General features: G+C 57.3%; 25 protein-coding genes and 1 pseudogene. 10 read left to right on the top strand and 16 right to left on the bottom strand.

Going from position 1 to position 22691, the window contains the following annotated elements:
- Window positions 1-281 precede the first annotated feature (281 nt).
- A complete protein-coding gene (locus tag ABLU73_RS17830) occupies window positions 282-629 on the top strand; it encodes a Grx4 family monothiol glutaredoxin (RefSeq protein ID WP_002907768.1) in 348 nt (115 codons plus the stop codon).
- Window positions 630-676: 47 nt separating this feature from the next.
- Here ABLU73_RS17830 and rnt read toward each other — a convergent pair whose 3' ends face one another.
- The 4 genes from rnt to ABLU73_RS17810 form a co-directional block, all read right to left on the bottom strand.
- The gene (gene rnt, locus ABLU73_RS17825; RefSeq protein WP_004202881.1) at window positions 677-1324 is read right to left on the bottom strand and encodes a ribonuclease T; all 648 of its coding nucleotides are present in this window, start codon (window positions 1322-1324) and stop codon (window positions 677-679) included.
- Between the two features lie 137 nt (window positions 1325-1461).
- Window positions 1462-1869, bottom strand: coding sequence for a lactoylglutathione lyase (gene gloA / locus ABLU73_RS17820; RefSeq protein WP_004202879.1), 408 nt, complete (start codon window positions 1867-1869; stop codon window positions 1462-1464).
- Between the two features lie 78 nt (window positions 1870-1947).
- A complete protein-coding gene (locus tag ABLU73_RS17815) occupies window positions 1948-3045 on the bottom strand; it encodes an alkene reductase (protein WP_004202878.1) in 1098 nt (365 codons plus the stop codon).
- 53 nt (window positions 3046-3098) lie between these two features.
- Window positions 3099-3698, bottom strand: coding sequence for a TetR/AcrR family transcriptional regulator (locus tag ABLU73_RS17810; RefSeq protein ID WP_004202876.1), 600 nt, complete (start codon window positions 3696-3698; stop codon window positions 3099-3101).
- Window positions 3699-3837: 139 nt separating this feature from the next.
- Between ABLU73_RS17810 and ABLU73_RS17805 the strand changes: the two genes are divergently transcribed.
- The 3 genes from ABLU73_RS17805 (at window position 3838) to sodC (ending at window position 5616) form a co-directional block, all read left to right on the top strand.
- Complete coding sequence (locus tag ABLU73_RS17805) at window positions 3838-4080, top strand: DUF1289 domain-containing protein (RefSeq protein WP_017901094.1); 243 nt, start codon at window positions 3838-3840, stop codon at window positions 4078-4080.
- Window positions 4081-4128: 48 nt separating this feature from the next.
- On the top strand, window positions 4129-5025 hold the full coding sequence (locus ABLU73_RS17800; protein ID WP_004202873.1) for an aldo/keto reductase family oxidoreductase: 897 nt from the start codon (window positions 4129-4131) through the stop codon (window positions 5023-5025).
- Between the two features lie 69 nt (window positions 5026-5094).
- Window positions 5095-5616, top strand: coding sequence for a superoxide dismutase [Cu-Zn] SodC (sodC, locus tag ABLU73_RS17795; protein WP_017901092.1), 522 nt, complete (start codon window positions 5095-5097; stop codon window positions 5614-5616).
- On the opposite strand, the gene ABLU73_RS17790 is transcribed toward sodC, so the two are convergent.
- Genes ABLU73_RS17790 through ABLU73_RS17780 form a run of 3 tightly spaced genes read right to left on the bottom strand, consistent with a single transcriptional unit; the run spans window position 5609 to window position 8776 of the window.
- Window positions 5609-7633: an FUSC family protein gene (locus ABLU73_RS17790; protein ID WP_348850334.1), complete on the bottom strand. Its 2025-nt coding sequence runs from the start codon at window positions 7631-7633 to the stop codon at window positions 5609-5611. The two genes, sodC and ABLU73_RS17790, sit on opposite strands and share 8 nt — an antisense overlap.
- Entirely contained in the window at window positions 7633-8529 is an 897-nt protein-coding gene (locus ABLU73_RS17785) for an HlyD family secretion protein (RefSeq protein ID WP_023318434.1), read from the bottom strand. Before ABLU73_RS17785 ends, ABLU73_RS17790 begins: the two co-directional genes overlap by 1 nt.
- Window positions 8530-8539: 10 nt before the next feature.
- Window positions 8540-8776: a DUF1656 domain-containing protein gene (locus tag ABLU73_RS17780; RefSeq protein WP_004202868.1), complete on the bottom strand. Its 237-nt coding sequence runs from the start codon at window positions 8774-8776 to the stop codon at window positions 8540-8542.
- A gap of 172 nt (window positions 8777-8948) precedes the next feature.
- Here ABLU73_RS17780 and slyA point away from each other — a divergent pair, with 172 nt between their 5' ends.
- Entirely contained in the window at window positions 8949-9389 is a 441-nt protein-coding gene (gene slyA, locus ABLU73_RS17775; RefSeq protein WP_017901090.1) for a transcriptional regulator SlyA, read from the top strand.
- A 34-nt stretch (window positions 9390-9423) separates the two neighbouring features.
- Here slyA and ABLU73_RS17770 read toward each other — a convergent pair whose 3' ends face one another.
- Together ABLU73_RS17770 and slyB are read right to left on the bottom strand one after the other, a co-directional pair.
- Complete coding sequence (locus ABLU73_RS17770; RefSeq protein WP_264924298.1) at window positions 9424-10785, bottom strand: GGDEF domain-containing protein; 1362 nt, start codon at window positions 10783-10785, stop codon at window positions 9424-9426.
- 223 nt (window positions 10786-11008) lie between these two features.
- Window positions 11009-11476 (bottom strand): outer membrane lipoprotein SlyB, encoded by a 468-nt coding sequence (gene slyB / locus ABLU73_RS17765; protein ID WP_002907749.1) that lies wholly within the window; start codon window positions 11474-11476, stop codon window positions 11009-11011.
- A 268-nt stretch (window positions 11477-11744) separates the two neighbouring features.
- Here slyB and anmK point away from each other — a divergent pair, with 268 nt between their 5' ends.
- The 5 genes from anmK (at window position 11745) to pdxY (ending at window position 16320) form a co-directional block, all read left to right on the top strand.
- Window positions 11745-12869, top strand: a complete 1125-nt coding sequence (anmK, locus tag ABLU73_RS17760; protein WP_017901088.1) for an anhydro-N-acetylmuramic acid kinase — start codon at window positions 11745-11747, stop codon at window positions 12867-12869.
- 92 nt (window positions 12870-12961) lie between these two features.
- On the top strand, window positions 12962-13285 hold the full coding sequence (gene mliC / locus ABLU73_RS17755; RefSeq protein ID WP_004202862.1) for a C-type lysozyme inhibitor: 324 nt from the start codon (window positions 12962-12964) through the stop codon (window positions 13283-13285).
- A gap of 57 nt (window positions 13286-13342) precedes the next feature.
- The gene (gene pdxH / locus ABLU73_RS17750; RefSeq protein WP_025710831.1) at window positions 13343-13999 is read left to right on the top strand and encodes a pyridoxamine 5'-phosphate oxidase; all 657 of its coding nucleotides are present in this window, start codon (window positions 13343-13345) and stop codon (window positions 13997-13999) included.
- Window positions 14000-14123: 124 nt separating this feature from the next.
- Window positions 14124-15398: a tyrosine--tRNA ligase gene (gene tyrS, locus ABLU73_RS17745; RefSeq protein WP_004175868.1), complete on the top strand. Its 1275-nt coding sequence runs from the start codon at window positions 14124-14126 to the stop codon at window positions 15396-15398.
- Window positions 15399-15459: 61 nt separating this feature from the next.
- Window positions 15460-16320: a pyridoxal kinase PdxY gene (gene pdxY, locus ABLU73_RS17740; RefSeq protein ID WP_057215612.1), complete on the top strand. Its 861-nt coding sequence runs from the start codon at window positions 15460-15462 to the stop codon at window positions 16318-16320.
- Between the two features lie 42 nt (window positions 16321-16362).
- Here the strand turns inward: pdxY and gstA are convergent, their stop codons facing one another.
- The 7 genes and pseudogenes from gstA to ABLU73_RS17705 all read right to left on the bottom strand — a co-directional run.
- Complete coding sequence (gene gstA / locus ABLU73_RS17735) at window positions 16363-16968, bottom strand: glutathione transferase GstA (protein ID WP_004202856.1); 606 nt, start codon at window positions 16966-16968, stop codon at window positions 16363-16365.
- 110 nt (window positions 16969-17078) lie between these two features.
- Window positions 17079-18584, bottom strand: a complete 1506-nt coding sequence (gene dtpA / locus ABLU73_RS17730; RefSeq protein WP_004202855.1) for a dipeptide/tripeptide permease DtpA — start codon at window positions 18582-18584, stop codon at window positions 17079-17081.
- 602 nt (window positions 18585-19186) lie between these two features.
- Window positions 19187-19822: an endonuclease III gene (nth, locus tag ABLU73_RS17725; protein WP_004202854.1), complete on the bottom strand. Its 636-nt coding sequence runs from the start codon at window positions 19820-19822 to the stop codon at window positions 19187-19189.
- Between the two features lies 1 nt (window position 19823).
- Window positions 19824-20522, bottom strand: coding sequence for an electron transport complex subunit E (locus ABLU73_RS17720; protein WP_004202853.1), 699 nt, complete (start codon window positions 20520-20522; stop codon window positions 19824-19826).
- A 2-nt stretch (window positions 20523-20524) separates the two neighbouring features.
- Window positions 20525-21145, bottom strand: coding sequence for an electron transport complex subunit RsxG (gene rsxG / locus ABLU73_RS17715; RefSeq protein WP_130942523.1), 621 nt, complete (start codon window positions 21143-21145; stop codon window positions 20525-20527).
- Window positions 21146-21155: 10 nt separating this feature from the next.
- On the bottom strand, window positions 21156-22208 hold the full coding sequence (gene rsxD, locus ABLU73_RS17710; RefSeq protein WP_226549744.1) for an electron transport complex subunit RsxD: 1053 nt from the start codon (window positions 22206-22208) through the stop codon (window positions 21156-21158).
- Window positions 22209-22691, bottom strand: a pseudogene (locus tag ABLU73_RS17705) (electron transport complex subunit RsxC); the annotation flags it as partial.

Genomic DNA, 22691 nt, shown 5'->3' with positions numbered 1-22691 from the left:
GGAACGATTCTAAAGCATAAAAACCCGGAAAGTTAATATTCTTTTGTATCAAAAATGTCGATTGGTTAACGATTGCAAGAAAACGCGTCAGACATTGACCGCCTCGCACAGAAAATGCGCAACGCGCGCCTGCCCGCGGCGTCAAAATGATATTTTTAAGGCAACTTCGCGCAACAGAAGATAAAATATGAATAGTGAAAAAAATGTTATTATCGGTCCTGCCCTCGGGACGCTACAATGACAAGTTACTGCCGTAGAAAGAAGTTTAAGGAAGCACGACAATGAGCTCGACTTTAGAAAAGATCCAACGCCAAATCGCTGAAAACCCGATCCTGCTGTACATGAAAGGTTCGCCGAAGCTGCCAAGCTGCGGTTTCTCCGCTCAGGCCGTTCAGGCGCTGTCCGCCTGTGGCGAACGTTTCGCTTACGTTGATATTCTGCAGAACCCGGATATCCGCGCTGAGCTGCCAAAATATGCCAACTGGCCGACCTTCCCGCAGCTGTGGGTGGACGGTGAACTGGTGGGCGGCTGCGATATCGTCATCGAAATGTACCAGCGCGGTGAACTGCAGCAGCTGATCAAAGAGACCGCGGCGAAATATCACACTGACGAGCCGAAAGCGGAATAATTCCCGCTGTCAGTAAAAAAGCGACTTCCTGGAAGTCGCTTTTTTTATCACTCCGGCGTCGCTACCGGCAGCGGCCAGCCGCCCAGACGCTTCCAGCGGTTCACTATCTCGCAAAACAGCTGCGCCGTCTGCTCGGTATCGTAGAGGGCGGAATGGGCCTGCGCGCCGTCGAACGGCATACCTGCGGCAATACAGGCTTTCGACAGCACCGTCTGGCCCAGCGCCAGCCCGCTCAGCGCGGCGGTGTCAAAGGTGACAAACGGATGGAACGGGTTGCGTTTTAGCCCCGCCCGTTCGGCGGCGGTCATGGTGAAGCTGTGGTCAAATGTGGCGTTGTGCGCCACCATGATAGCCCGACTGCAGTCGCTCTCTTTCATCCCTTTGCGTACCATTTTGAAGATGGCATGCAGGGCATCGTATTCGCTAACGGCGCCGCGCTCTGGATCGTGCGGGTTAATCCCGTTAAAGGCCAGCGCTTCGGGCTGGAGATTGGCGCCCTCGAAAGGTTCAACATGGAAATGCAGCGTTTCATCGGGCATCAGCCAGCCTTGCTCATCCATCTTCAACGTAATGGCGGCGATCTCCAGCAGGGCGTCGGTTTTGGCATTAAATCCTGCGGTTTCAACATCAATCACCACTGGATAAAAACCGCGGAAACGGTCGCACAGACCATTCAGTTGAGCGTTCTCGGACATCAGATTCTCTTAGCTGGTAAAAAGTAGCGCGCATTATGGCAAATTTTGCCACGGCTTGCAGCAGGCAGGGGTGAAAACAACGGGCGCCGCAGCGCCCGGGCGAGCGATGAAAATAAAGACGCTATGGTCGGGAGGGGTTAGTTGCCCAGCCCTTTGCCGGCGTCTTTCTCTTCAATCAGCTCAATTTTGTAACCGTCAGGATCTTCCACGAAGGCGATAACGGTGGTGCCGCCTTTTACCGGCCCGGCTTCACGGGTGACGTTGCCCCCGTTCTGGCGGATCCGCTCGCAGGCTTCGGCGGCGTTGTCGACGCTCAGCGCGATGTGACCGTAGGCGGTGCCCAGCTCATAGCTGTCCACGCCCCAGTTGTAGGTCAGTTCGATCACCGCGGTATCGCTCTCTTCGCCGTAGCCGACGAAGGCGAGGGAGTATTTGTACTCCGGGTTTTCGCTGGTGCGCAGCAGCTTCATGCCTAACACGTTGGTATAGAAGTCGATAGAACGTTGCAGGTCGCCAACGCGCAGCATGGTGTGGAGTAAGCGCATAATGTCCCCTATGCAGTTTATTTGCTAGATCAGAGCGTTGAGTATAGCGGCGATACGTCGCCGCTATCAATGGAGGGATTACAGCGTAGGATAATCGGTGTAGCCTTCCGCGCCGCCGCCATAGAAGGATTCCGGGCGCTGCGGGTTAAGCGCCGCTTTTTTCTGCAGGCGGGCCACCAGATCCGGGTTGGCGATGTAATCGCGGCCAAAGGCCACGGCATCAATCAGCCCTTTGTTGATCAGGTCGTTGGCTTTTTCAACGGTGTAGGCGCCAGCGCCAATGATCACGCCAGGGAAGCGGTCGCGAACTTTCTGACGGAAAGCTTCGCTATACGGCTTGCCGCCCGCCCAGTCCGGCTCGGACATGTGCAGATAGGCGATACCGCGTTTCGCCAGCTCGCTAATCAGATACAGCGCGTCTTCTTCTTCATTCGGGCCATTATCCACATTCTGGAAGCTGCCAATCGGCGACACGCGAATGCCAATCCGGTCAGCGCTCCACTCTTTGCTCACGGCGTCGACCACTTCCAGCACCAGACGGGCGCGGTTTTCCACGCTGCCGCCATACTGGTCGGTACGCTGGTTCGCCGACGGCGAGAGGAACTGGTGCAGCAGATAGCCGTGGGCCGAGTGCAGTTCAACCAGATCGAAACCGGCGTCACGGGCATTGCCCACCGCCTGACGGAAATCATCGACGATCCCCGGGATCTCTTCGGTTTCCAGAGCGCGAGGCATCGAGGTGTCGACGCGGATGGCGTGGCCGTTTTCGTCGCGCAGCGAGGTGCGGGTGCCGGCGCTCAGCGCAGACGGCGCTACCGGTGCGGCGCCGCCGGGCTGCAGGCTGCTATGGGAAATTCGTCCGGTGTGCCACAGCTGCACGGCGATATGGCCGTTTTCCGCGTGAACGCCGGCGGTGATTTTCTGCCAGGCGGCAATCTGCTCCGGGCTGTGCAGCCCTGGCGCGCCGGCATAGCCTTTGGCCTGGGCGGAAATCTGCGTCGCTTCGGTGATGATCAGCCCGGCGCTGGCGCGCTGACGGTAGTATTCGCCCATCAGCGGGGTAGGGATATCGCCCGGCTCGATGCTGCGCAGACGCGTCAGTGGAGCCATAAATACGCGATTAGGGACGGTGACGGCACCGACTTTCAACGGGGTGAATAATTTTGATTCCGACATAATGACTCCTGAGTAGACCGGTCGTCTAGGAACTGATGAAATAAAAACGCCTGTTATACAGCAGGCGCCGCAATAATCTGTTTCGCGTGGGCAAGGGCGCTCTCCAGCGGCGTTGCGCTACGCGTTATTTTGGCCTGCAGGTTGGCGCCGAGCCACAGGGAATAGAGTACCTGCGACAGCGTCCTGGCCTCGCCGTCAAAGGTCAGACTGCCTTCCTGACGCCCTTTCTCCAGCGCGTCGCCCAGCAGGGCGATGATCTGGCTGGCGCCGTGGTCCATGGCGGTGCGCATGTCTTCCGACAGATCGCAAACCTCTGCCGACAGCTTGACGGTGAGACACCCGCTAATAATCCCCTGCTGGTAAAACTGATTCAGCGTGTGCTGATAGTAGGCCAGCAGCCGATCGCGATAGTTGCCCTCGCCATGGGCGAAGTGATCGACAAGGCGCTGCAGATATCCGGCGTAATGGTTTTCAAGCAAGGCGACGCCGAAGGCTTCTTTAGAGCGAAAGTAATGATAGAAAGAGCCCTTGGGCACTTCCGCCGTCTTCAGGAGTTCGCTCAAGCCCATGCCGGTAAAGCCGCGATGCATGCATAGCTGCTCGCCGGTGGCCAGGATATGTTCTCGGGTATCGCAATCGCTGTGTCTGTTCATGGCGCACACTGTAGTAGACCGATTGGTCTAATGCAAGACTTAGCGCAAAAATGTTAGCTGGCGCAGCACGGAGTGAACAAAATTTGCGTCGGCGCAGGGAAACGTCTTCAATGAAAGGAGATGAGGGGACAGGAGGCGTGTGGTGGCAGAGCAGTTAGAGTTTTTCCCGGTGCAGAGCCCGTGCCGGGGAATTTGTCAGACCGATGAGCGCGGCTACTGTCGCGGCTGTTTCCGTAGCCGTGAGGAGCGTTTTAACTGGCAAACGATGAGCGATGCGCAGAAACAGGAGGTATTGCGTCTGTGCCGTCAACGCCTGCTGCGCAAAATACGCGCGAACAGACCAGAGGCGGCGGAAGAACCGCAGCAACCCTCACTGTTTTAAGCCAAAAATTACGTATACTCAGAGCACTTTTTTATTGAGGAAGCGGTTATGGTTCAGCGTATTGCTATGGCTCCCCAGGGGCCGGAATTTTCGCGTTTTGTGATGGGCTACTGGCGTCTGATGGACTGGAAAATGTCGCCAGACGAGCTGGTCGGCTTTATCGAACAGCATCTCGATTTAGGCATTACCACCGTCGATCACGCCGATATCTATGGCGATTACCAGTGTGAATCCGCCTTTGGTGAAGCCCTGAAGCTGGCGCCGCATCTGCGTAGCCGGATGGAGATTGTCAGCAAATGCGGCATTGCCACCCGGGCGCGCGCTGAAAACACCATCGGTCACTACATTACCGACCGGGACCACATCGTGCTCAGCGCCGAGCAATCGCTGCGCAACCTGGCAACGGACCATCTCGATCTGCTGCTGATCCACCGGCCGGATCCGCTGATGGACGCCGACGAGGTGGCTGAAGCCTTCCTCGCGCTGCACCACAGCGGCAAGGTACGTCATTTCGGCGTCTCGAACTTTACCCCTGCCCAGTTCACCCTTCTGCAGTCGCGCCTGCCGTTTACGCTTGCTACCAACCAGGTGGAGATCTCGCCGGTGCATCAGCCGTTGCTGCTTGACGGTACCCTCGACCAGCTGCAGCAGCTGCGTATTCGTCCGATGGCCTGGTCCTGCCTCGGCGGCGGCCGCCTGTTTAATGAAGAGGGCTTTCAGCCGCTGCGCGACGAGCTGGCCCAGGTGGCCCACGAGCTCAACGCCGACAGCATCGAGCAGGTGGTTTACGCCTGGGTGATGCGCCTGCCGTCGCAGCCGCTGCCGATTATCGGCTCGGGTAAAATTGAGCGCGTTCGCTCGGCGATTGTGGCCGAAAAACTGAGTATGACCCGCCAGCAGTGGTTCCGTATCCGCAAAGCCGCGCTCGGTTACGACGTGCCGTAACGGGCATTTCGCCTCCGGAAAGCAGTTCCTGGTTTACACTTAACAGAGAGACAGCCATCCGGAGGTGTTATGCAACGATGTATTCTCGCTATCCTTTCCCTCGCATTTTGCGCTGGCGCGCAGGCCGTCAGTGAAGATGTGCCACTTAATCTCGTGACCAGCCAGGGCGTTGGTCAATCCATCGGCAGTGTAAAAATCACCGAAACCGACCGCGGACTCGAATTTGCTCCTAATCTGCGGGCGTTACCGCCGGGCAAGCACGGCTTTCATATTCATGCTGAAGGCAGCTGCCAGCCGGCGATGAAAGAGGGCAAAGCCGTAGCCGCCGGAGCGGCGGGCGGACATTACGATCCGCAACATACCGGTAAACATGAAGGGCCGTTGGGCACCGGGCATCTTGGCGATCTACCGCTACTGGTGGTCAACGACGCGGGTGTGGCTGACCAGCCGATTATCGCTCCGCGTCTGAAAACGCTGGCGGAAGTGAAAGGCAAAGCGCTGATGGTTCATGTCGGCGGCGATAATATGGCCGACAGTCCGCAGCCGCTGGGCGGCGGCGGCGAACGGTTTGCCTGCGGGGTGATTAAGTAATCTTTTCGCCAATCGTTCCGGCGACCGGAGCCTGTTCCAGCTGCGACAGCGCGCAATACAGTCGCCATATCGCGGCGGCCAGCTCCCGGGCCGCCGGCTGATGATGGTGGTTCAGAACTTCGCAGATCCGCAGCAGCTCCTGCAGCGTGGAGGCCAGCGGCCGCTGCTGCACGCCACGCTCGCTCATCACATCGCGCAGCAGGTTGATACACAGGTCGCGCACCTGGGCGAGAGGATCGGAGCGCGTTTCCCACTCGCGAAGCTGCCAGACCACGTGGGAGCAGTTCAGCAATACCACCCCCCAGCGCAGCAGCCAGCGGCGAGCCAGCGCATCCTGGCTCTGACTGAGCTGGCTGACATGGTGATATACCAGCGATTCAAATTCGTGCTCGCTGTGCTGGGGGTGGCGGCTGAGCTGATCGACAAAGTGACGCCGTAACGCTCTGATGTGGCGTCGACCTTTACGGGCGTCCGAGCCGGGACTGAGCACCGCAAAGGCCAGCCATGCAAAGCCCACGCCGACAATCTTACTTAAATTGTCATTAAAAAAGGCCGCATAGTCGTAAACCGGTGGGTTGGTGACGGAGATAAACGAGCCCATAAAGACGATAAGCTGCCCCCACAGGCCGGCAAATTTTGGCCACTGCAGCTTGAGTAACTGCATGGTGGTCAGCAACGGGAACAGAAACAGCAAGAACTGCCACAGGTCGGTTATCTGCACCATCAGGCCAAATTTCACCACAAAACTGAACAGCGACAGCAGCACCAGGGTCTGCATCAGCAGCGTCAACGAACGAAACGGCGAGGCGGAAACCGAATAGAGCACGCAGCAAATGGAGGCCAGGGTCAGGGCCGCCGCGCAGCTGGTCCACTGGGTACTGATCCCCCACGCGCCAATCGCCACCAGCGCGCAAAAGGTACGGATGCCGTTGAGCAATGCCTCTGCCTGGTCGGTGTGGCGGGCCAGCGCGGGCGCGGAAGGGACATTGAACTCGGCGATCGCCGAGGCATTTTCAACCCGGCGGATCCAGCGGCTGCTTTCCAGATAAATGCGGCAGAAATAGCGTAACCGCGCCCAAAAGGCGAGGTGGCGGTAATCCGCGTCCGGCGGCGGCGCCAGCGGCGCCAGAATGCGGGCGACGTGATAGCTGTCAGCACTGGAGCTGGCGAGCTCCGCGAGCAACGATTCCAGCACCTGGCGGGTATTGGCCGGGGCGTCAGGCCAGTTCAGCAGCATACGCCGCAGACTGGAAATGACGCTGGTCATGCGGAGCTGCTGGTGCAGCAGGTAGTTCAGCAGGGGATTTTGCCGACGGAAGCGGTAGTGGCTCCAGAAGGCCTGGATGCGCAGCAGGTTCAAGGTCAGGATCTGGCCAATTACGCTTTCATGGGCGGTGCGGATGGCATCCGTCGTTTCCGGGACCCACAGCAGACTGGCGTGCTCCAGCAGGCGGGCGTGCATGGTTTTCAGGGCCGTCAGCAGATTGCTGCCATCGGAGGTGCTGGGCAGGATCATCATCATCAACCCGCCGCACAAGATCCCAACGATGACTTCGCACACGCGCGACTGGGCAATCACCCATAGCTCGTAGCTGTCGCTGATATTAATCACCGGAAAGGCGATGATGGCGCAGGTATAGCCCGCCAGCTGAAAGGCGTAGGCCACGTTATTGGTGAACAAGGCGCAGGCCCAGGTGCACAGCGCCAGCCAGCCGGAGATACTGAACAGGAACAGCCAGGGATCGTTGAGCGTATGGCCCGCCAGCAGCAGGGCGGCGCAGGCGCCGAGAAGGCTGCCGGCAATGCGGCCAAAACTTTTACTGATCACCCCGCCGACGGTGGGAAAGCTGACCACCGCCGCGGAGGTCATCGCCCAGTAGGGCTCATCCAGATCCAGTGCGTAGGCGATGCTTAACGCGAGACACATGGCGATGCCGTTGCGTAGCGCGTATCGCCACTGCGGTCGGGTGGCTTTAACCCAGGGCAGCGTGCGCCATGACAGGGTCTGCAGATTCATCACTGTCCGCCGATCGAGACGGTGCAGGTAGTGCCGGAGACCAGAGTGACATCGGCCGGCAACGTATCAAAGGCAATCCGCACCGGCACGCGCTGGGCGAGGCGGACCCAGGGGATATTCGGTTTGATATTGGCCACCAGCCCGGTTCCCTGTTCCACGCTCTGGTCGACAATCGCGCGACCGATGCTGGCGACATGCCCCTGCAGCGTCTGCTGATTGCTGTAGAGAATGATTTGCGCCGGATCGCCGATGCGAATATGGCGCAGTTTGGTCTCTTCAAAGTAGCCCAGCACGTAGAACGAATGGCTGTCCACCAGGGCAAAGACCGGATGGCCGGTGGTGGCGTAATCGCCGACCCGGGTGGAGAGGTTAGTCACCCAGCCGTCTACCGGCGCTTTGACGACCGTCTGGCTGAGCTGCCACTGCGCATGTTTCAGCGCCGCCTCGCTGACACCGACTCCCGCTCTGGCGGCCGCCAGGGTAGTGGTGGCGGTATTCAGGGCGGTATTGGCGTTTTCAAGGTCTTCAGCTGAGATGGCATTTTGCGACAGGTTTCTGCGACGGCGGGCTTCGCTGGCGGCTTTGCTTTGCTCCGCCTGCGCTTTCGCCACCTCAGCTTGCGCTTTCGCCAGCTGCGCCTGGGCGTTCAGCACCGCGATGCGGTAGGGGGTGTCGTCGATGGTAAACAATACCTCACCGGCCTTGACCTGCTGGTTATCGGCCACGTTCAGCTGCAATATACTGCCGGAAACCTGAGGGGTGATCCCGACCTGCTCGGCGCGCACTTTACCGTCGCGGGTCCAGGGGGACTGAGTGTAGAAATTCCATAACAACCACGCGGCAACCAGAGCGATGGCCGCCACCAAGAGTGTTGAAAGATATTTTAATTTTTTCATAGCAGGAAGATCACCAGGCAATCAGTAACACCAGGGCCAGACAGACCGAGAGCGCGAACAGGGAGAGATCCATCAGCAGTGGATGCCAGATGTCGCCCGCATACATCCAGTCACGCAGCTGGCGATGTAAAAACAGCCAGATAAAGAAGCCCAGCAGGACGGCTTTGAACAACGGAGGGAAATAGACGGATGCGCCGAACACCAGGTCCTGCAGCGGCAATCCGGATGAATTAAGACTCAGTTTCACAAGCAAAAATCCTTTGCCATAACAGGGATAACCTCAGGACGTGCTACTCTTTAACAGTGTAAATCATTGTTTTGGTTTTTGTTGAATCAAGTAATTCATTTGTTTTGATTATTCAAATGCTGCACACTATTCTAAAATCAGTATAATAACTTAGCAAGCTAATTATAAGGAGATGAAATTGGAATCGCCACTTGGTTCTGATCTGGCACGTTTAGTTCGCGTCTGGCGCGCGCTAATCGACCATCGCCTGAAACCTCTGGAGTTAACGCAGACCCACTGGGTTACGCTGCATAACATCCACCAGCTGCCGCCTGAGCAGTCGCAGATCCAGCTGGCGAAAGCCATCGGTATTGAACAACCGTCCCTGGTGCGCACGCTCGATCAGCTGGAGGAGAAAGGGCTTATTTCTCGCCAGACCTGCGCAAGCGATCGGCGAGCCAAACGCATCAAGCTGACGGAAAAAGCCGAACCGCTGATCAACGAGATGGAAGAGGTGATAGGCAAAACCCGCGATGAAATCCTCGCAGGGGTCTCGAAGCAGGAAGTGGAAACGTTGCTTCACTTAATTCGTAAACTTGAACAAAATATCCTCGATCTCCAGGCAAAAGATTAATCGTTTTGCGGCCCGGTTTATCCCGGGCCTTTTTTTACCTGCCCTGGCGTCGCCAGATTACCACCCGGTTACGTCCGCTGTTTTTTGCTGCATACATGGCTTCGTCCGCGCGCTGGACGCACTCTTCGGCGGTCACACTGCCGTCATGGGTCGTATACACGCCCATACTGATGGTCATCCGCTCCGGCAGAGGGGTTTGCTCGGCGCTGACCGCCAGGCGGACGCGCTCAGCGATCGCCTGCGCCTCGTCCTCTGCGGTGTTGACCAGCAGCAGGGCAAACTCCTCACCGCCAATGCGGGCGGCCGCGTCATCCTTACGCGAATGGCTGTCCAGCACCGAGGCGGCAAACTGGATCACCTTGTCGCCGGCGATGTGGCCATAGTTATCGTTGATGCGTTTGAAATGGTCGAGGTCGCAGATGATCACCGACAGCGGATGCTGGGCCTTCACCTTTGCCAGCTGCTGGTTGAGGGTATCGTAGAAGAAGCTGCGGTTGTAAAGCCGGGTCAGCGGGTCGCGTATCGAATTCTGGTATGAGTTGACATACTTGTGGTTAGACTCGCGATAGAGGATAAAGACGTCTACCAGCAGCACCAGGATCAGGAACAGGGTGCACAGCGTTTCAAAAAAACGCGCCTGATACCAGGCCTGATCGAGCTCCCCAACGGCAGAGAGCAGCTGGAAAATGGTGAACAAATATGCGCTGCAAAAAAAAGCGCCGCTGTACCAGAAAATATTGCGCAGTTTGCTAAACCAAATTATTAAAATCAGCGCGATAAACCAGACTGCCATCAGCAGCCAGCCAATAATACTCCGCCACAGCGGCGTAAAAGTATGGCTCAGATCGTCAATAAACCTAATGCTCAACCATGGCGAGTGGCTGGAGTAGATCCATGACAAAAAAATTATCATTAACGTAAAAACAATACATGCCGCGAAAGTCATTACATGGGCTTTAAAGGAGTGCATGATCCGTCGGCGAAAATAATACAAAATAATTGACGACGTGAATAAGACGGCCATCATTATATTGCGAAAGAAATAATATATCACAGCGTCATTTTGTTTCACCACCGGCGCGGGATTACAGCTGAGCCAGTCCGGATAGCTACTGAGGGTGCCCAGCATCAGTAACGCCGAACAGGCAAAACCGAAAGCGACAGGCGTCAGATACAGGCGACGCTTGCTGCTCCAGTATTTCATGCCCATAAAACAGGCAATAGTGATATGAAAAACCATCAGAAAACTGGTCAGCAGGGGAAATAGTATTGATGAGGTGCTGTTGAATCTGGTCTCAAAAGAGCTGGTTAACCCGGTAATGCCGACTCCGGCCAGCAAACAAATAAAAAAATAAATGATAAGACGTCTAACAACATGATTCACATGTTTGTTCATAGGCAATATTCCAGAATAATAACAACAGCAACGAGGTTGGGTTGGCTTAATAATATTAACGGTTATAAGAGTAGTGGGGGCTGTGGGCAAAGATATTGCGCAGGCGCAATGATTGATGAAATATTAAAATTAATATGTGTTATCGCTAATACAAAACTTTTACGGCGAGATAAATGTGGGTGATAAGTACGATGCGGCGCAACTGGCCGCATCGTGACAGGTGTTAGCGAGGAGAGACGGTGACCTGGCTGCCGCTGCCGGCAATGGCTACGCGCTGTCCAACAGAGAACGGGGTGCTGCCCTGTTTCTGTACCACCATGATGGTGTTGCCATCATCTTTACGAATTTCCAGTTCCACGCCCTGGGTTTTATTCATGGCGCCCTGTACGCCCTGACCGGCTACGCCGCCCGCGACCGCGCCAGCCGCAGTGGCCAGAGAACGTCCGGTGCCGCCGCCGATGGTATTCCCGAGGAAGCCGCCCAGAACCGCGCCGCCAATCGCCCCGATGGCATTGCTGTCGTCGCCGCTCTGGATCTGTACGGCGCGGGTATGCACGATGGTACCGTATGTCACGCTCTGCACCTGTTTGGCTTCAGATGCGGAATAAACGTCGCCGGACAGGCCGCTGCTGCTCACACAGCCCGCGAGCGTAAAACCAATCATCGATACAGCCAAAACACGTAAAATCATTTATGAATCTCCTGTTCACCGAAGGTGTTCAATTGAACGTCCATGCGGTTAATTATATGGCATTTAGTCGTCGGCGGGCATAGCTTCCCCCCGGGATATACAAAAAATAATAATTAATGGTGCTTCAACCTAAACTAAACGCCGGTTCTTTACGATGTTCTCCGAAATGTCTCTCTATTGTTAAAAAGTATTATTACAACATAGCATTAGCGGACACTTTATGATGGAGTGAGACGCATACGAGGGTCATGGAATGAAGGAAAAACGTATGAGATCGGGTCGCTTTATTGGCGTTATGTCGGGTACCAGCCTTGATGGTATCGATGTCGTTTTAGCCGCTATCAACGAAAACATGGTGGCGCAGCAGGCTAGTCTCACCTGGCCCATCCCACACGCGATAAAAGAAGAGATCCTGGCGATTTGTCAGGGCCAGTCGCTGACCCTCTCGCAGCTGGGGCGTTTGGATACCCGCCTCGGAAGGCTGTTTGCCGAGGCCGTGCTGGCGCTGATGCGTCAGGAAAGTCTCAAACCCGCGGACGTCATCGCCATCGGCTGTCATGGGCAGACTGTATGGCACGAGCCGCAGGGCGATGCCCCGCACACGCTGCAAATTGGCGATAACAACCAGATCGCCGCCCATACCGGCGTCACTGTGGTGGGGGATTTCCGTCGGCGTGATATGGCGCTTGGCGGGCAGGGGGCGCCGCTGGTGCCGGCTTTTCATCATGCGCTGCTGGCGCACCCCGTTGAGCGGCGGATGGTGCTGAATATTGGCGGGATCGCTAATGTGTCGCTTCTGGTGCCGGGCCAGCCGGTGCGCGGCTATGATACCGGGCCGGGCAATATGTTGCTGGACGCCTGGATCTGGCGTAAGCAAGGTAAACCTTACGATAAAGACGCCCAATGGGCCAGTGAAGGTAAAGTGCTCCTGCCGCTACTGCAGGATATGCTGAGCGATCCGTGGTTTGCCTTGCCGGCGCCGAAAAGCACCGGTCGGGAATATTTCAATTACGGCTGGCTGGAGCAGCATCTGGCTCGTTACCCGGGGCTGCGCGGACAGGATGTGCAGGCAACCCTCGCGGAATTAACCGCCGTGACCATCAGTGAGCAGGTATTGTTAAGCGGTGGCTGCGAGCGTTTGTTAGTGTGCGGCGGCGGCGCGCGTAACCCATTGTTAATGGCGCGCCTGGCGGCCCTGCTGCCGGGAACCGAAGTCTCCACCACCGATGAAGCGGGGATCAGCGGCGATGATATGGAAGCGCTGGCCTTTGCCTGGCTGGCCTGGCGCACCATCGCTGGCCTGCCGGGGAATCTGCCCTCTGTGACTGGCGCCAGCGAAGCCACGGTGCTGGGCGCCATTTTCCCTGCCAACCCGCCGCAGAATCGGAGTTAACTGAAATCTTAAATACGACGCGACCGGTAAACTGGACAAGTTAAGCGGAGGGCGGAGTGCCCTCCGTGACCGGGAAAGTCGAAGGCAAACGAATGAAAAAAATTCTTATCGCAGTTGTACCTTTTATGCTGGCGGGCTGTAGCTACTACAACCAGTTTGTCGAGCGGATGCAGACGGACACGCTGGAGTATCAATGCGACCAGAAACCGTTGACGGTCCATCGCAATAACTCACGCCAGCAGGTGAGTTTTATCTATGACAATCAGCAGCTGAATCTGTCAGAGGGGCTGTCGGCTTCCGGAGCGCGCTACACCGACGGCGTCTATGTCTTCTGGTCGAAAGGCGATACCGCCACCGTCTATAAGCGCGACCGCATCGTTCTCGATAACTGCCAGCTGCAGACCGCCAAACGTTGAGATTTCTGTCCGGGGGGCGCACAATAACGCCACCTTATGACTATATCCTCAATGGCCATGTCTGATAACGACGAACTCCAGCAAATCGCGCACTTGCGCCGTGAATACACCCGTGGCGGTTTGCGTCGCCACGATCTTCCAGCTGAACCTCTGCCGCTGTTTGAGCGCTGGCTGCGTCAGGCCTGCGACGCGAAACTCGCCGACCCGACGGCCATGGTGGTTGCCACCGTAGATGAACGCGGCCAACCTTATCAGCGTATTGTGCTGCTAAAGCATTACGACGAAAAAGGGCTGGTGTTTTATACCAACCTTGGCAGCCGCAAAGCCCATCAGATTGAAAATAACCCGCAGGTCAGTCTGCTGTTTCCGTGGCATATGCTGGAGCGCCAGGTGATGGTGATCGGCAAAGCGGAACGCCTGTCCACGCTGGAGGTGGTCAAATATTTCCACAGTCGCCCGCGCGACAGCCAGATCGGCGCCTGGGTCTCGAAGCAGTCGAGTCGGATCTCTGCTCGGGGTATCCTGGAGAGCAAATTCCTCGAGCTGAAGCAGAAATTCCAGCAGGGTGAAGTACCGCTGCCGAGTTTCTGGGGCGGATTCCGCGTCAGCATTGAGCAGATGGAGTTCTGGCAGGGGGGCGAACATCGCCTGCACGATCGCTTTTTATACCAGCGCGATAACGGCGCCTGGAAAATAGACCGCCTGGCACCGTAATTGCCGAAATTAGTTATCGAAGCGCTGGCGCTGAAAGGGCCGGCGCTTTATTCTATGTACTTTTCGCATCTGGCGAAAAGTCGTGTACCGGCAGAGGTGCAGTCGTTTATACATGGAGAATTTGATGGCAAGCAGTAACTTGATTAAACAATTGCAAGAGCGGGGGCTGGTAGCCCAGGTGACGGACGAGGAAGCGTTAGCAGAGCGACTGGCGCAAGGCCCGATCGCGCTCTATTGCGGCTTCGATCCTACCGCTGACAGCTTGCATTTGGGGCATCTTGTTCCATTGTTATGCCTGAAACGCTTCCAGCAGGCAGGTCATAAACCTGTGGCGCTGGTGGGCGGCGCTACCGGTCTGATTGGCGACCCAAGCTTTAAAGCCGCTGAGCGTAAGCTGAATACTGAGGATACCGTGCAGGAGTGGGTGGATAAAATCCGCAAACAGGTAGCCCCGTTCCTTGATTTTGACTGCGGCGACAACTCGGCGATCGCGGCGAACAACTATGACTGGTTTGGCAGCATGAACGTGCTGACCTTCCTCCGCGATATCGGTAAACACTTCTCTGTTAACCAGATGATCAATAAAGAAGCGGTGAAGCAGCGCCTGAATCGTGACGATCAGGGCATCTCCTTTACCGAGTTCTCCTACAATCTGCTGCAGGGTTACGACTTCGCCTGTCTGAACAAACTGCATGGCGTGGCGCTGCAGATTGGCGGCTCCGACCAGTGGGGCAACATTACCTCCGGTATCGATCTGACCCGTCGTCTGCACCAGAACCAGGTGTTTGGCCTCACCGTGCCGCTGATTACCAAAGCGGACGGCACCAAGTTCGGTAAAACCGAGGGCGGCGCCGTGTGGCTGGATCCGAAAAAGACCAGTCCGTATAAATTCTATCAGTTCTGGATCAACACCGCGGATGCTGACGTCTATCGCTTTCTCAAGTTCTTCACCTTCATGGACATTGCAGAGATCAATGCCCTGGAAGAAGAAGATAAAAACAGCGGTAAAGCGCCGCGCGCCCAGTACGTGCTGGCAGAGCAGGTGACGCGTCTGGTGCATGGCGAAGAGGGGCTGGAAGCGGCGAAACGCATTACCGAGAGCCTGTTCAACGGCAACCTGAGCGACCTCAGCGAAGCTGACTTCGAACAGCTGGCTCAGGACGGCGTGCCGATGATCGAGATGGAAAAAGGCGCCGATCTGCTGCAGGCGCTGGTGGATTCCGAGCTGCAGCCGTCCCGCGGCCAGGCGCGTAAAACCGTCGCCTCTAACGCGGTGACCATCAACGGTGAAAAACAGGCCGATCCGGAATATGTTTTTGCTGACAGCGATCGCCTGTTTGGTCGCTACACCTTGCTGCGCCGCGGTAAGAAGAATTACTGCCTGGTCTGCTGGAAATAAAAAAATACTACCAGGGCGTGGGAAACCACGCCCTTTTTCTTTTTAGGGTTGTGGTAAGAAAATGAAGAACATCCTCGCCATTCAGTCTCACGTAGTGTTTGGCCACGCCGGCAACAGTGCCGCCGAGTTCCCGATGCGCCGCCTGGGCGCCAATGTCTGGCCCCTCAATACTGTACAGTTCTCTAACCATACGCAGTACGGCAAATGGACCGGCTGTGTGATGCCGCCTTCGCACCTGACGGAGATCGTCCAGGGCATCGCCGACATCGACAAGCTACAGACCTGCGATGCGGTACTGAGCGGCTATCTCGGATCTGCTGAACAGGGCGAGCATATCCTGGGCATCGTGCGTCAGGTAAAAGCGGCCAATCCGGCGGCGAAGTATTTTTGTGACCCGGTGATGGGCCATCCGGAGAAGGGCTGCATCGTCGCCCCGGGCGTGGCGGAATTCCACGTGCGCTATGCGCTGCCGGCCAGCGATATCATTGCGCCTAATCTGGTGGAGCTGGAGATCCTCTGCGGTCATCCGGTCGCCAGCGTGAGCGAGGCGGTGGCCGCCGCGCGGGAGCTGATTGCCCAGGGGCCGGAGGTGGTGCTGGTTAAGCATCTTTCCCGCGCCGGCATGAGCATGGACCGCTTTGAGATGTTGCTGGTGACCGCAGAGGAAGCCTGGCATATCAGCCGGCCGCTGGTGGATTTTGGCCTGCGTCAGCCGGTGGGCGTTGGCGATGTGACCAGCGGTCTGCTGTTGGTGAAACTGCTGCAGGGCGCCAGCCTGCGCGACGCGCTTGAGCACGTCACCGCCGCGGTGTACGAGATCATGTTGACCACCAAAAACATGCAGGAGTATGAACTGCAGGTGGTGGCGGCGCAGGATCGTATTGCCGTGCCGGAGCACTGCTTCAGCGCTACCCGGCTGTAACTTTCTGACTCTGCCCGGCAGACCGCCGGGCAGAGTCTGGTCTTACTTTAAGCCTTCCGCCGCCAGTGCGTCAGCCACTGCCGGACGCGCCGCCACCTGCGCCATCCAGCTGCCGATATGACCGCAGGCGGCCATATCCAGTTTAATCGCATAGCCCCAGCGCAGCACCGTGAACAGATAACCATCGGCGATGGTGAAGCGATGGCCGGTCAGCCACTGTTTATCCGCCAGCGAGGCATCCACGTACTGCAGTTTTTTCTCGAGCAACGCGCGGGCAACGGGCTTATAGTCTTCCGGGGTGTCCGGGCGGAACAGCGGCGTAAAGCCTTTATGCAGTTCGGTAGCCACGTAGTTCAGCCATTCCAGGGTCTGGTAACGGGCAACGGAGCCCACGGGCGCCAGCAGATGGCGGTCCGGCACCTGATCGGCGATGTACTGCATAATAGCCACGCCCTCGGTGAGCAGGATGTCATCATCCAGCAGCAGCGCCGGCACCTGACCTTTCGGGTTGATCAGCAGATAATCTTCCCCGTTTTCCAGCTGTTTCCTTGCCAGATCCACGCTCTGCAAAGTGAAATCCAGGCCGCTTTCGCGCAGGGCGATGTGTGAGGCGAGGGAACAGGCGCCGGGTTTGTAGAACAGTTTCATGCGTTACTCCTCGTGGCTGCAGTTTTCTGTATGTTAGTCCCGCCAGGGGTAAAAAAAAAGCCGCTAACCTAACGTTAGCGGCTTAAAAATAATTGGTTTTCCCTGCGGCGTCAGGCTGCCGCGGTTTCGCGTGCTTTTACGTCCGCGCTGTCGTCCTGAGTCATTCGGTTCAGCTTCGGCGCGGTCAGCAGCATCAGGGCGGCGATGACCGCGGTGACGATACCGATCTGCAGGAACACGTGGCCGTACACTTCCAGCGACACCAGCGGATCGGTGACGTTTTCCGGTACCGCCATCAGGTTGGCGATTTTCCCGGCGATGATTGCCGCACCGGCGGTGGTGAGGAACCAGCTGCCCATAATGAAGCCCATCAGACGCTGAGGAACCAGCTGAGCGACCATCGCCAGGCCGAGGCCGGAAATCATCAGCTCACCGATAGACTGCAGCGCATAGCTCAGGATCAGCCAGTTAACCGAGACGATACCAGCGTCGCTGGCGAACTTCGCCCCTAAAGGCAGGACGAGAAACGCGCCGGAGCACAGCACCATACCGATAGCGAACTTGTGCGGCATCGGCAGGCGGTCGCCCATCTTGTTATAGATGGCGGCCAGAATAGGGCTACCAATCATGATCCAGAACGGGTTCAGCGCCTGATACTGTTCCGGCTCGAAGGCGATGCCGAGGATCGAGTGCTCCACGTTGCGGATAGCGAAGAAGTTCAGAGAGGTCGGCATCTGGCTGTACAGTACGAAGAAGACGATCGCTTCTACCATCAGCAGGAAGGCGACGATCATTTTCCGACGCGCGGCGCCTTTCAGGCCCATCGCTTCTTTGGCGAAAATCACCACGATACCCAGCGCGATGACGCCCAGCGCCATGCGTGCGATACCCTGGTTGTGCAGCAGCCAGGTCGCGATAGCGACCAGCACCACCACGCCAGCGATGGTCGCCAGCAGTTTACCCATATGCACCGGGGCAAAGTCCGGTTTCGAACCGTACTGTTTTACCCATTTCTGGCAGAAGGCGAAGTTGATGATGGTGATCACCATCCCCACCACGCTCAGGGCGAAGGCGACGCTCCAGCCGAAACGCGCGGCCAGCCACGGAGTTGCCAGCATCGAGAAGAACGAACCGATGTTGATGGACATGTAGTACATGGTAAATGCACCGTCCAGACGCGGGTCGTTTTTGTCATAGCAGGTAGAGAGCAGGGAAGACGGGTTGGCTTTAAACAGGCCGTTACCGACGGCGATTGTCGCCATACCCATATAGACGATAGCGGCGTCATGGCCGGACCAGGCGACCAGCGCATAGCCGATGGCCAACACGATAGCGCCCAGCATAATGACGCGTTTGGTACCCAGCACTTTATCGCCCAGCCAGCCGCCAATGGCGACCAGGCCATAAACCAGCGCGCTAAAGGAGGAGAACAGAGTAATGGAATCCGCTTCCGACATACCCAGCTGTTTTACCAGGTAAACGGCCATGATCCCTTGCAGGCCGTAGTAACCAAAACGCTCCCACAACTCGATCGAGAAAATGAGATAGAACGCGCGTGGTTGTTTGAAAGCGTTCAGACTCACGCTTTCTGCTGGTTTATTGTTTGCAGTAGACACATATACCTCTTTTTTTACATCCCATATTTACTGGGGGGTGTTCGGGGCGCAATCTCGTTGGACCGCCGCCTTTATAGTTATTCTTGGAGGGAAAACGGCAGGTAATGTTCACTATCCTGGCGCATCAGGCAAGGCTTTTGTAATAATCTGTTACACATAATCAGGGTGGCATAATGCTCCGGACATATGAATGTTATCCAGAGTTAAATTTCACCGTTACGTTATCGTTGATATTTTTATCTTTTTGATTGCCCGCTTTTCGCCAAAATGGCGATATATTCTGCTGATCGCGCAGTGAGGTAGTGATATGGTCCATTATCCTAAAAATTAATGGGCTATTATCCTGGCAATCTTTGCTCAGCCGTTGTATTACCTGACTTTAATTTCCATTTTCATAACATTCGTTCAACATTGAGTTGCGAGCATGATCTGGATCACAAATGTATAGAAATTTTGCGTTGATAAAAAATGAATGAGCTAGTTGTTTGTTATATAACCGGATAATTGCCCAGCAAAATGCGGTTTATGCGGTGTTAACGGCGGGTTAAATAGCTAAATACGGACCATAACCCAGAGTGAGGCTATGGTCGTGAGAAAGGCGCTCAGGCGTAGACTTTTTCTTTGAATTCGCAAAGGTCTTCAATCAGGCAAGAACCGCAGCGCGGCTTGCGAGCGATACAGGTGTAACGGCCGTGCAGAATAAGCCAGTGATGGCAGTCGACCTTAAACTCGGCGGGAACGACCTTCAGAAGCTTCTCTTCAACCTGTTCGACGTTTTTCCCGGGAGCGAATTGCGTCCGGTTGCAAACACGGAAGATATGGGTATCCACGGCGATCGTCGGCCAGCCAAAGGCGGTATTCAGCACCACGTTGGCGGTTTTGCGGCCCACGCCGGGCAATGCCTCCAGCGCCGCTCTGTCCTCTGGTACCTCGCCGTTGTGCTGCTCCAGCAGGATACGGCAGGTTTTGATGACGTTTTCCGCTTTGCTGTTAAACAGGCCGATGGTCTTGATATAGGATTTCACGCCCTCCACCCCCAGCGCCAGCATCGCCGCGGGCGTGTTGGCCACCGGGTAGAGTTTGGCTGTCGCTTTATTGACGCTCACGTCGGTTGCCTGCGCCGAGAGCAGGACGGCAATCAGCAGCTCAAACGGCGAGCTGAAGTGCAGCTCGGTGGTGGGGTGGGGATCATTGTCCCGCAGCCTGGTCAGGATCGCCAGGCGTTTGGCTTTGTTCATGTTACGCTTTCCCTGTCGCGTCAGACGGGGCGACAGCGTCGGCCCGGGCCGCCTGCGCCTTCCGTTGCTTGCTACGTTCATCGATAAGGTATTTTACCGCCAGCATCATGCCGAGGCCAATAAAGGCGCCTGGCGGCAGCATAGCCAGCAGGAAAGGGGTGTCCGTATGGAAAACCTCGATGCGCAGCACCTTTGCCCAACTGCCAAGCAGGCTGTCGGCGCCGTCAAACAGCGTGCCATTGCCAAGGATTTCGCGCAGGGAGCCCAGCACGAACATCGCGCCGGTGGCCCCCATACCGATAGAGAAACCGTCCAGCGCCGACAGCGCCGGCCCTTTTTTGGCGGCAAAGGCTTCGGCACGGCCTACCACGATGCAGTTGGTGACGATAAGCGGGATAAATATCCCCAGCGACTGATACAGACCGAACGCATAAGCGTTGATCAGCATCTGCACCACGCTCACTACCGAGGCGATGATCATCACGTAAATCGGGATGCGGATCTCCGCCGGGGTCCAGCGGCGCAGGCTGGAGATGGTCAGGTTGGTCAGGGTCAGCACCAGGGTGGTCGCCAGACCCAGCCCAAGGGCGTTGGTGGCGGTCGAGGTGACTGCCAGCAGGGGACACATCCCTAACAGCTGAACCAGAGCGGAGTTGTTTTTCCACAGACCCTGGACGATGACGTCTTTAACTTCGCTCATGGTTACTCTCCACAGGCGCTGAAATCAGGAAGTTGCGCAGGTAGCGTTTGTGCATACAGGCCTGCGCGCTTAACGGCATTGACCACCGCCCGGGGGGTGATGGTGGCGCCGGTGAACTGGTCAAAATCGCCGCCGTCTTTTTTGACCGCCCAATGGCTGTCTCCCTGACCGTGGATGACTTTCCCGGCAAAATGGGTGATCCAGTCCGACAGGCGAAGCTCGATTTTATCCCCCAGACCCGGGGTCTCATGATGCTCGGTCACGCGGGTGCCGAGGACCGTGCCGCTAAAATCGGCGGCCACCAGCAGCTGGATCGCTCCCGAATAGCCGTCCGGCGCGGTGGCTTCCATGACCGCGCCAATCGGCTGATCGTTATTTTTGGCAATCCACACTTTATGCTGGCCTTTGCCCAGCGCCGGGGCGCTGACCAGATAGCAGCTCTTGAGCAGATCGTTATTATAGCGGTCGGCAGGTAAAACCTGGTCGAATAACGCTTTTTGCTGCAGGGCCGCCTGCTGGTCGATGGTGCTTTTGGTCAGCTCATTGATCGCCGCCGTTAGCCCGGTGGAGCCGGCGGCAAAAAGCGCCAGCGTGACGCCGTGTTTTCGCATCGTTTTTAACATCATCGCTCTCTCAACGGTGGCCATACACGCGCGGGCGCGTGTAGTAATCGATCAGCGGCACAGTAATATTCGCCAGCAGAACGGCAAACGCCACGCCGTCCGGGTAACCGCCGAAGCTGCGAATAAGCCACACCAGCAGGCCGGCGAGGGCGCCGAAGATCAGACGTCCGCGGTTGGTTGTCGAGGCCGTCACCGGGTCGGTCAGAATAAAGAAGGCGCCAAGCATGGTGGCCCCGGAGAATAAATGCATCTGCGGCGAGGCCAGACTCTGCGGCGAGAAGATCCAGCCGAGGGTTGCGCACAGGCCAAGGCTGACGAGGAAGCTGACCGGGATATGCCAGCGGATCGCCTTCTGCCACAGCAGGAACAGACCGCCCGCCAGCCAGGCGATATTCACCCACTGCCAGCCCAGACCCGCCAGAACGCCGCCGTAAACCGGCAACTGCAGTACCTGCTGGACGCTATGCCCGGCATGCAGGGAGGTTTTGAAGGTATCCAGCGGGGTGGCCTGACTGATGCCGTCGATACCCAGCCGCAGGGCGGCCATGTCGTCTCCGACGGCGGTATGACCGGTGAAGATCATCTGCAGCGTATCGCTGAACGTCGGGATATGGGCGGCAATCTCGTAAGAAGGCAGCCAGGAGGTCATCTGCACCGGGAACGAAATCAGCAGCACGACGTAGCCGATCATCGCCGGGTTGAAAGGGTTATGGCCGAGTCCACCGTACAACTGCTTGGCGATCACTACGGCAAAGGCGGTGCCGAGCACCACCATCCACCAGGGGGCCAGCGGCGGAATACTCACCGCCAGCAGCAGGCCGGTGAGCATGGCGGAGTTATCCCTCAGGGTGGCCGCAACAGGCTGTTTGCGCAGTTTGAGAATAGCGGCTTCCGTTGCCCAGGCCGTCAGGGCGGCGAGGACAATCTGCAGGACGGTGCCCCAGCCGAAAAACCACGTCTGGATCACAATACCAGGCACGGCGGCGAGCAGCACCAGCAGCATAATGCGCGAGGTCTGCCGCTGGTTATGGGTATAGGGGGAGCTTGCGATTCTGAAAACCATTTATTCCTCGTTAACTGCCTGCTGTGTTGCTTTGCGCGCCTGAACGCGAGCGATCGCCGCGGCGACGGCCGCTTTGCGTGGGTCGTCATTGGCTGCGGTTGACGCTATATCCGCCTGGGCAGACTGCTGTTCGGCTTTGCGCGCTTTGGCGCGGGCGATAGCGGCTTCCACCGCCGCCTTGCGTGGGTCGACCGGCTCGGCTGCCGGGGCTTCCGCCGGCGCGGCCTGCTGTTCAGCTTTGCGCGCTTTGGCGCGGGCGATAGCGGCTTCCACCGCCGCCTTGCGCGGGTCGACCGGCTCGGCTGGCGGGGTTTCCGCCGGCGCGGCCTGCTGTTCGGCTTTGCGCGCTTTGGCGCGGGCGATAGCGGCTTCCACCGCGGCCTTGCGCGGGTCGACCGGATCGGCTGCCGGGGCTTCCGCCTGGGCATCCTGCTGTTCGGCTTTGCGCGCTTTGGCGCGGGCGATAGCGGCTTCCACCGCCGC

The sequence above is a fragment of the Klebsiella sp. GG_Kp175 genome, from assembly GCF_040062325.1.
In the GTDB taxonomy this organism is placed as follows: domain Bacteria; phylum Pseudomonadota; class Gammaproteobacteria; order Enterobacterales; family Enterobacteriaceae; genus Klebsiella; species Klebsiella quasipneumoniae.
This window is presented reverse-complemented; position numbering and strand designations above follow the sequence as displayed.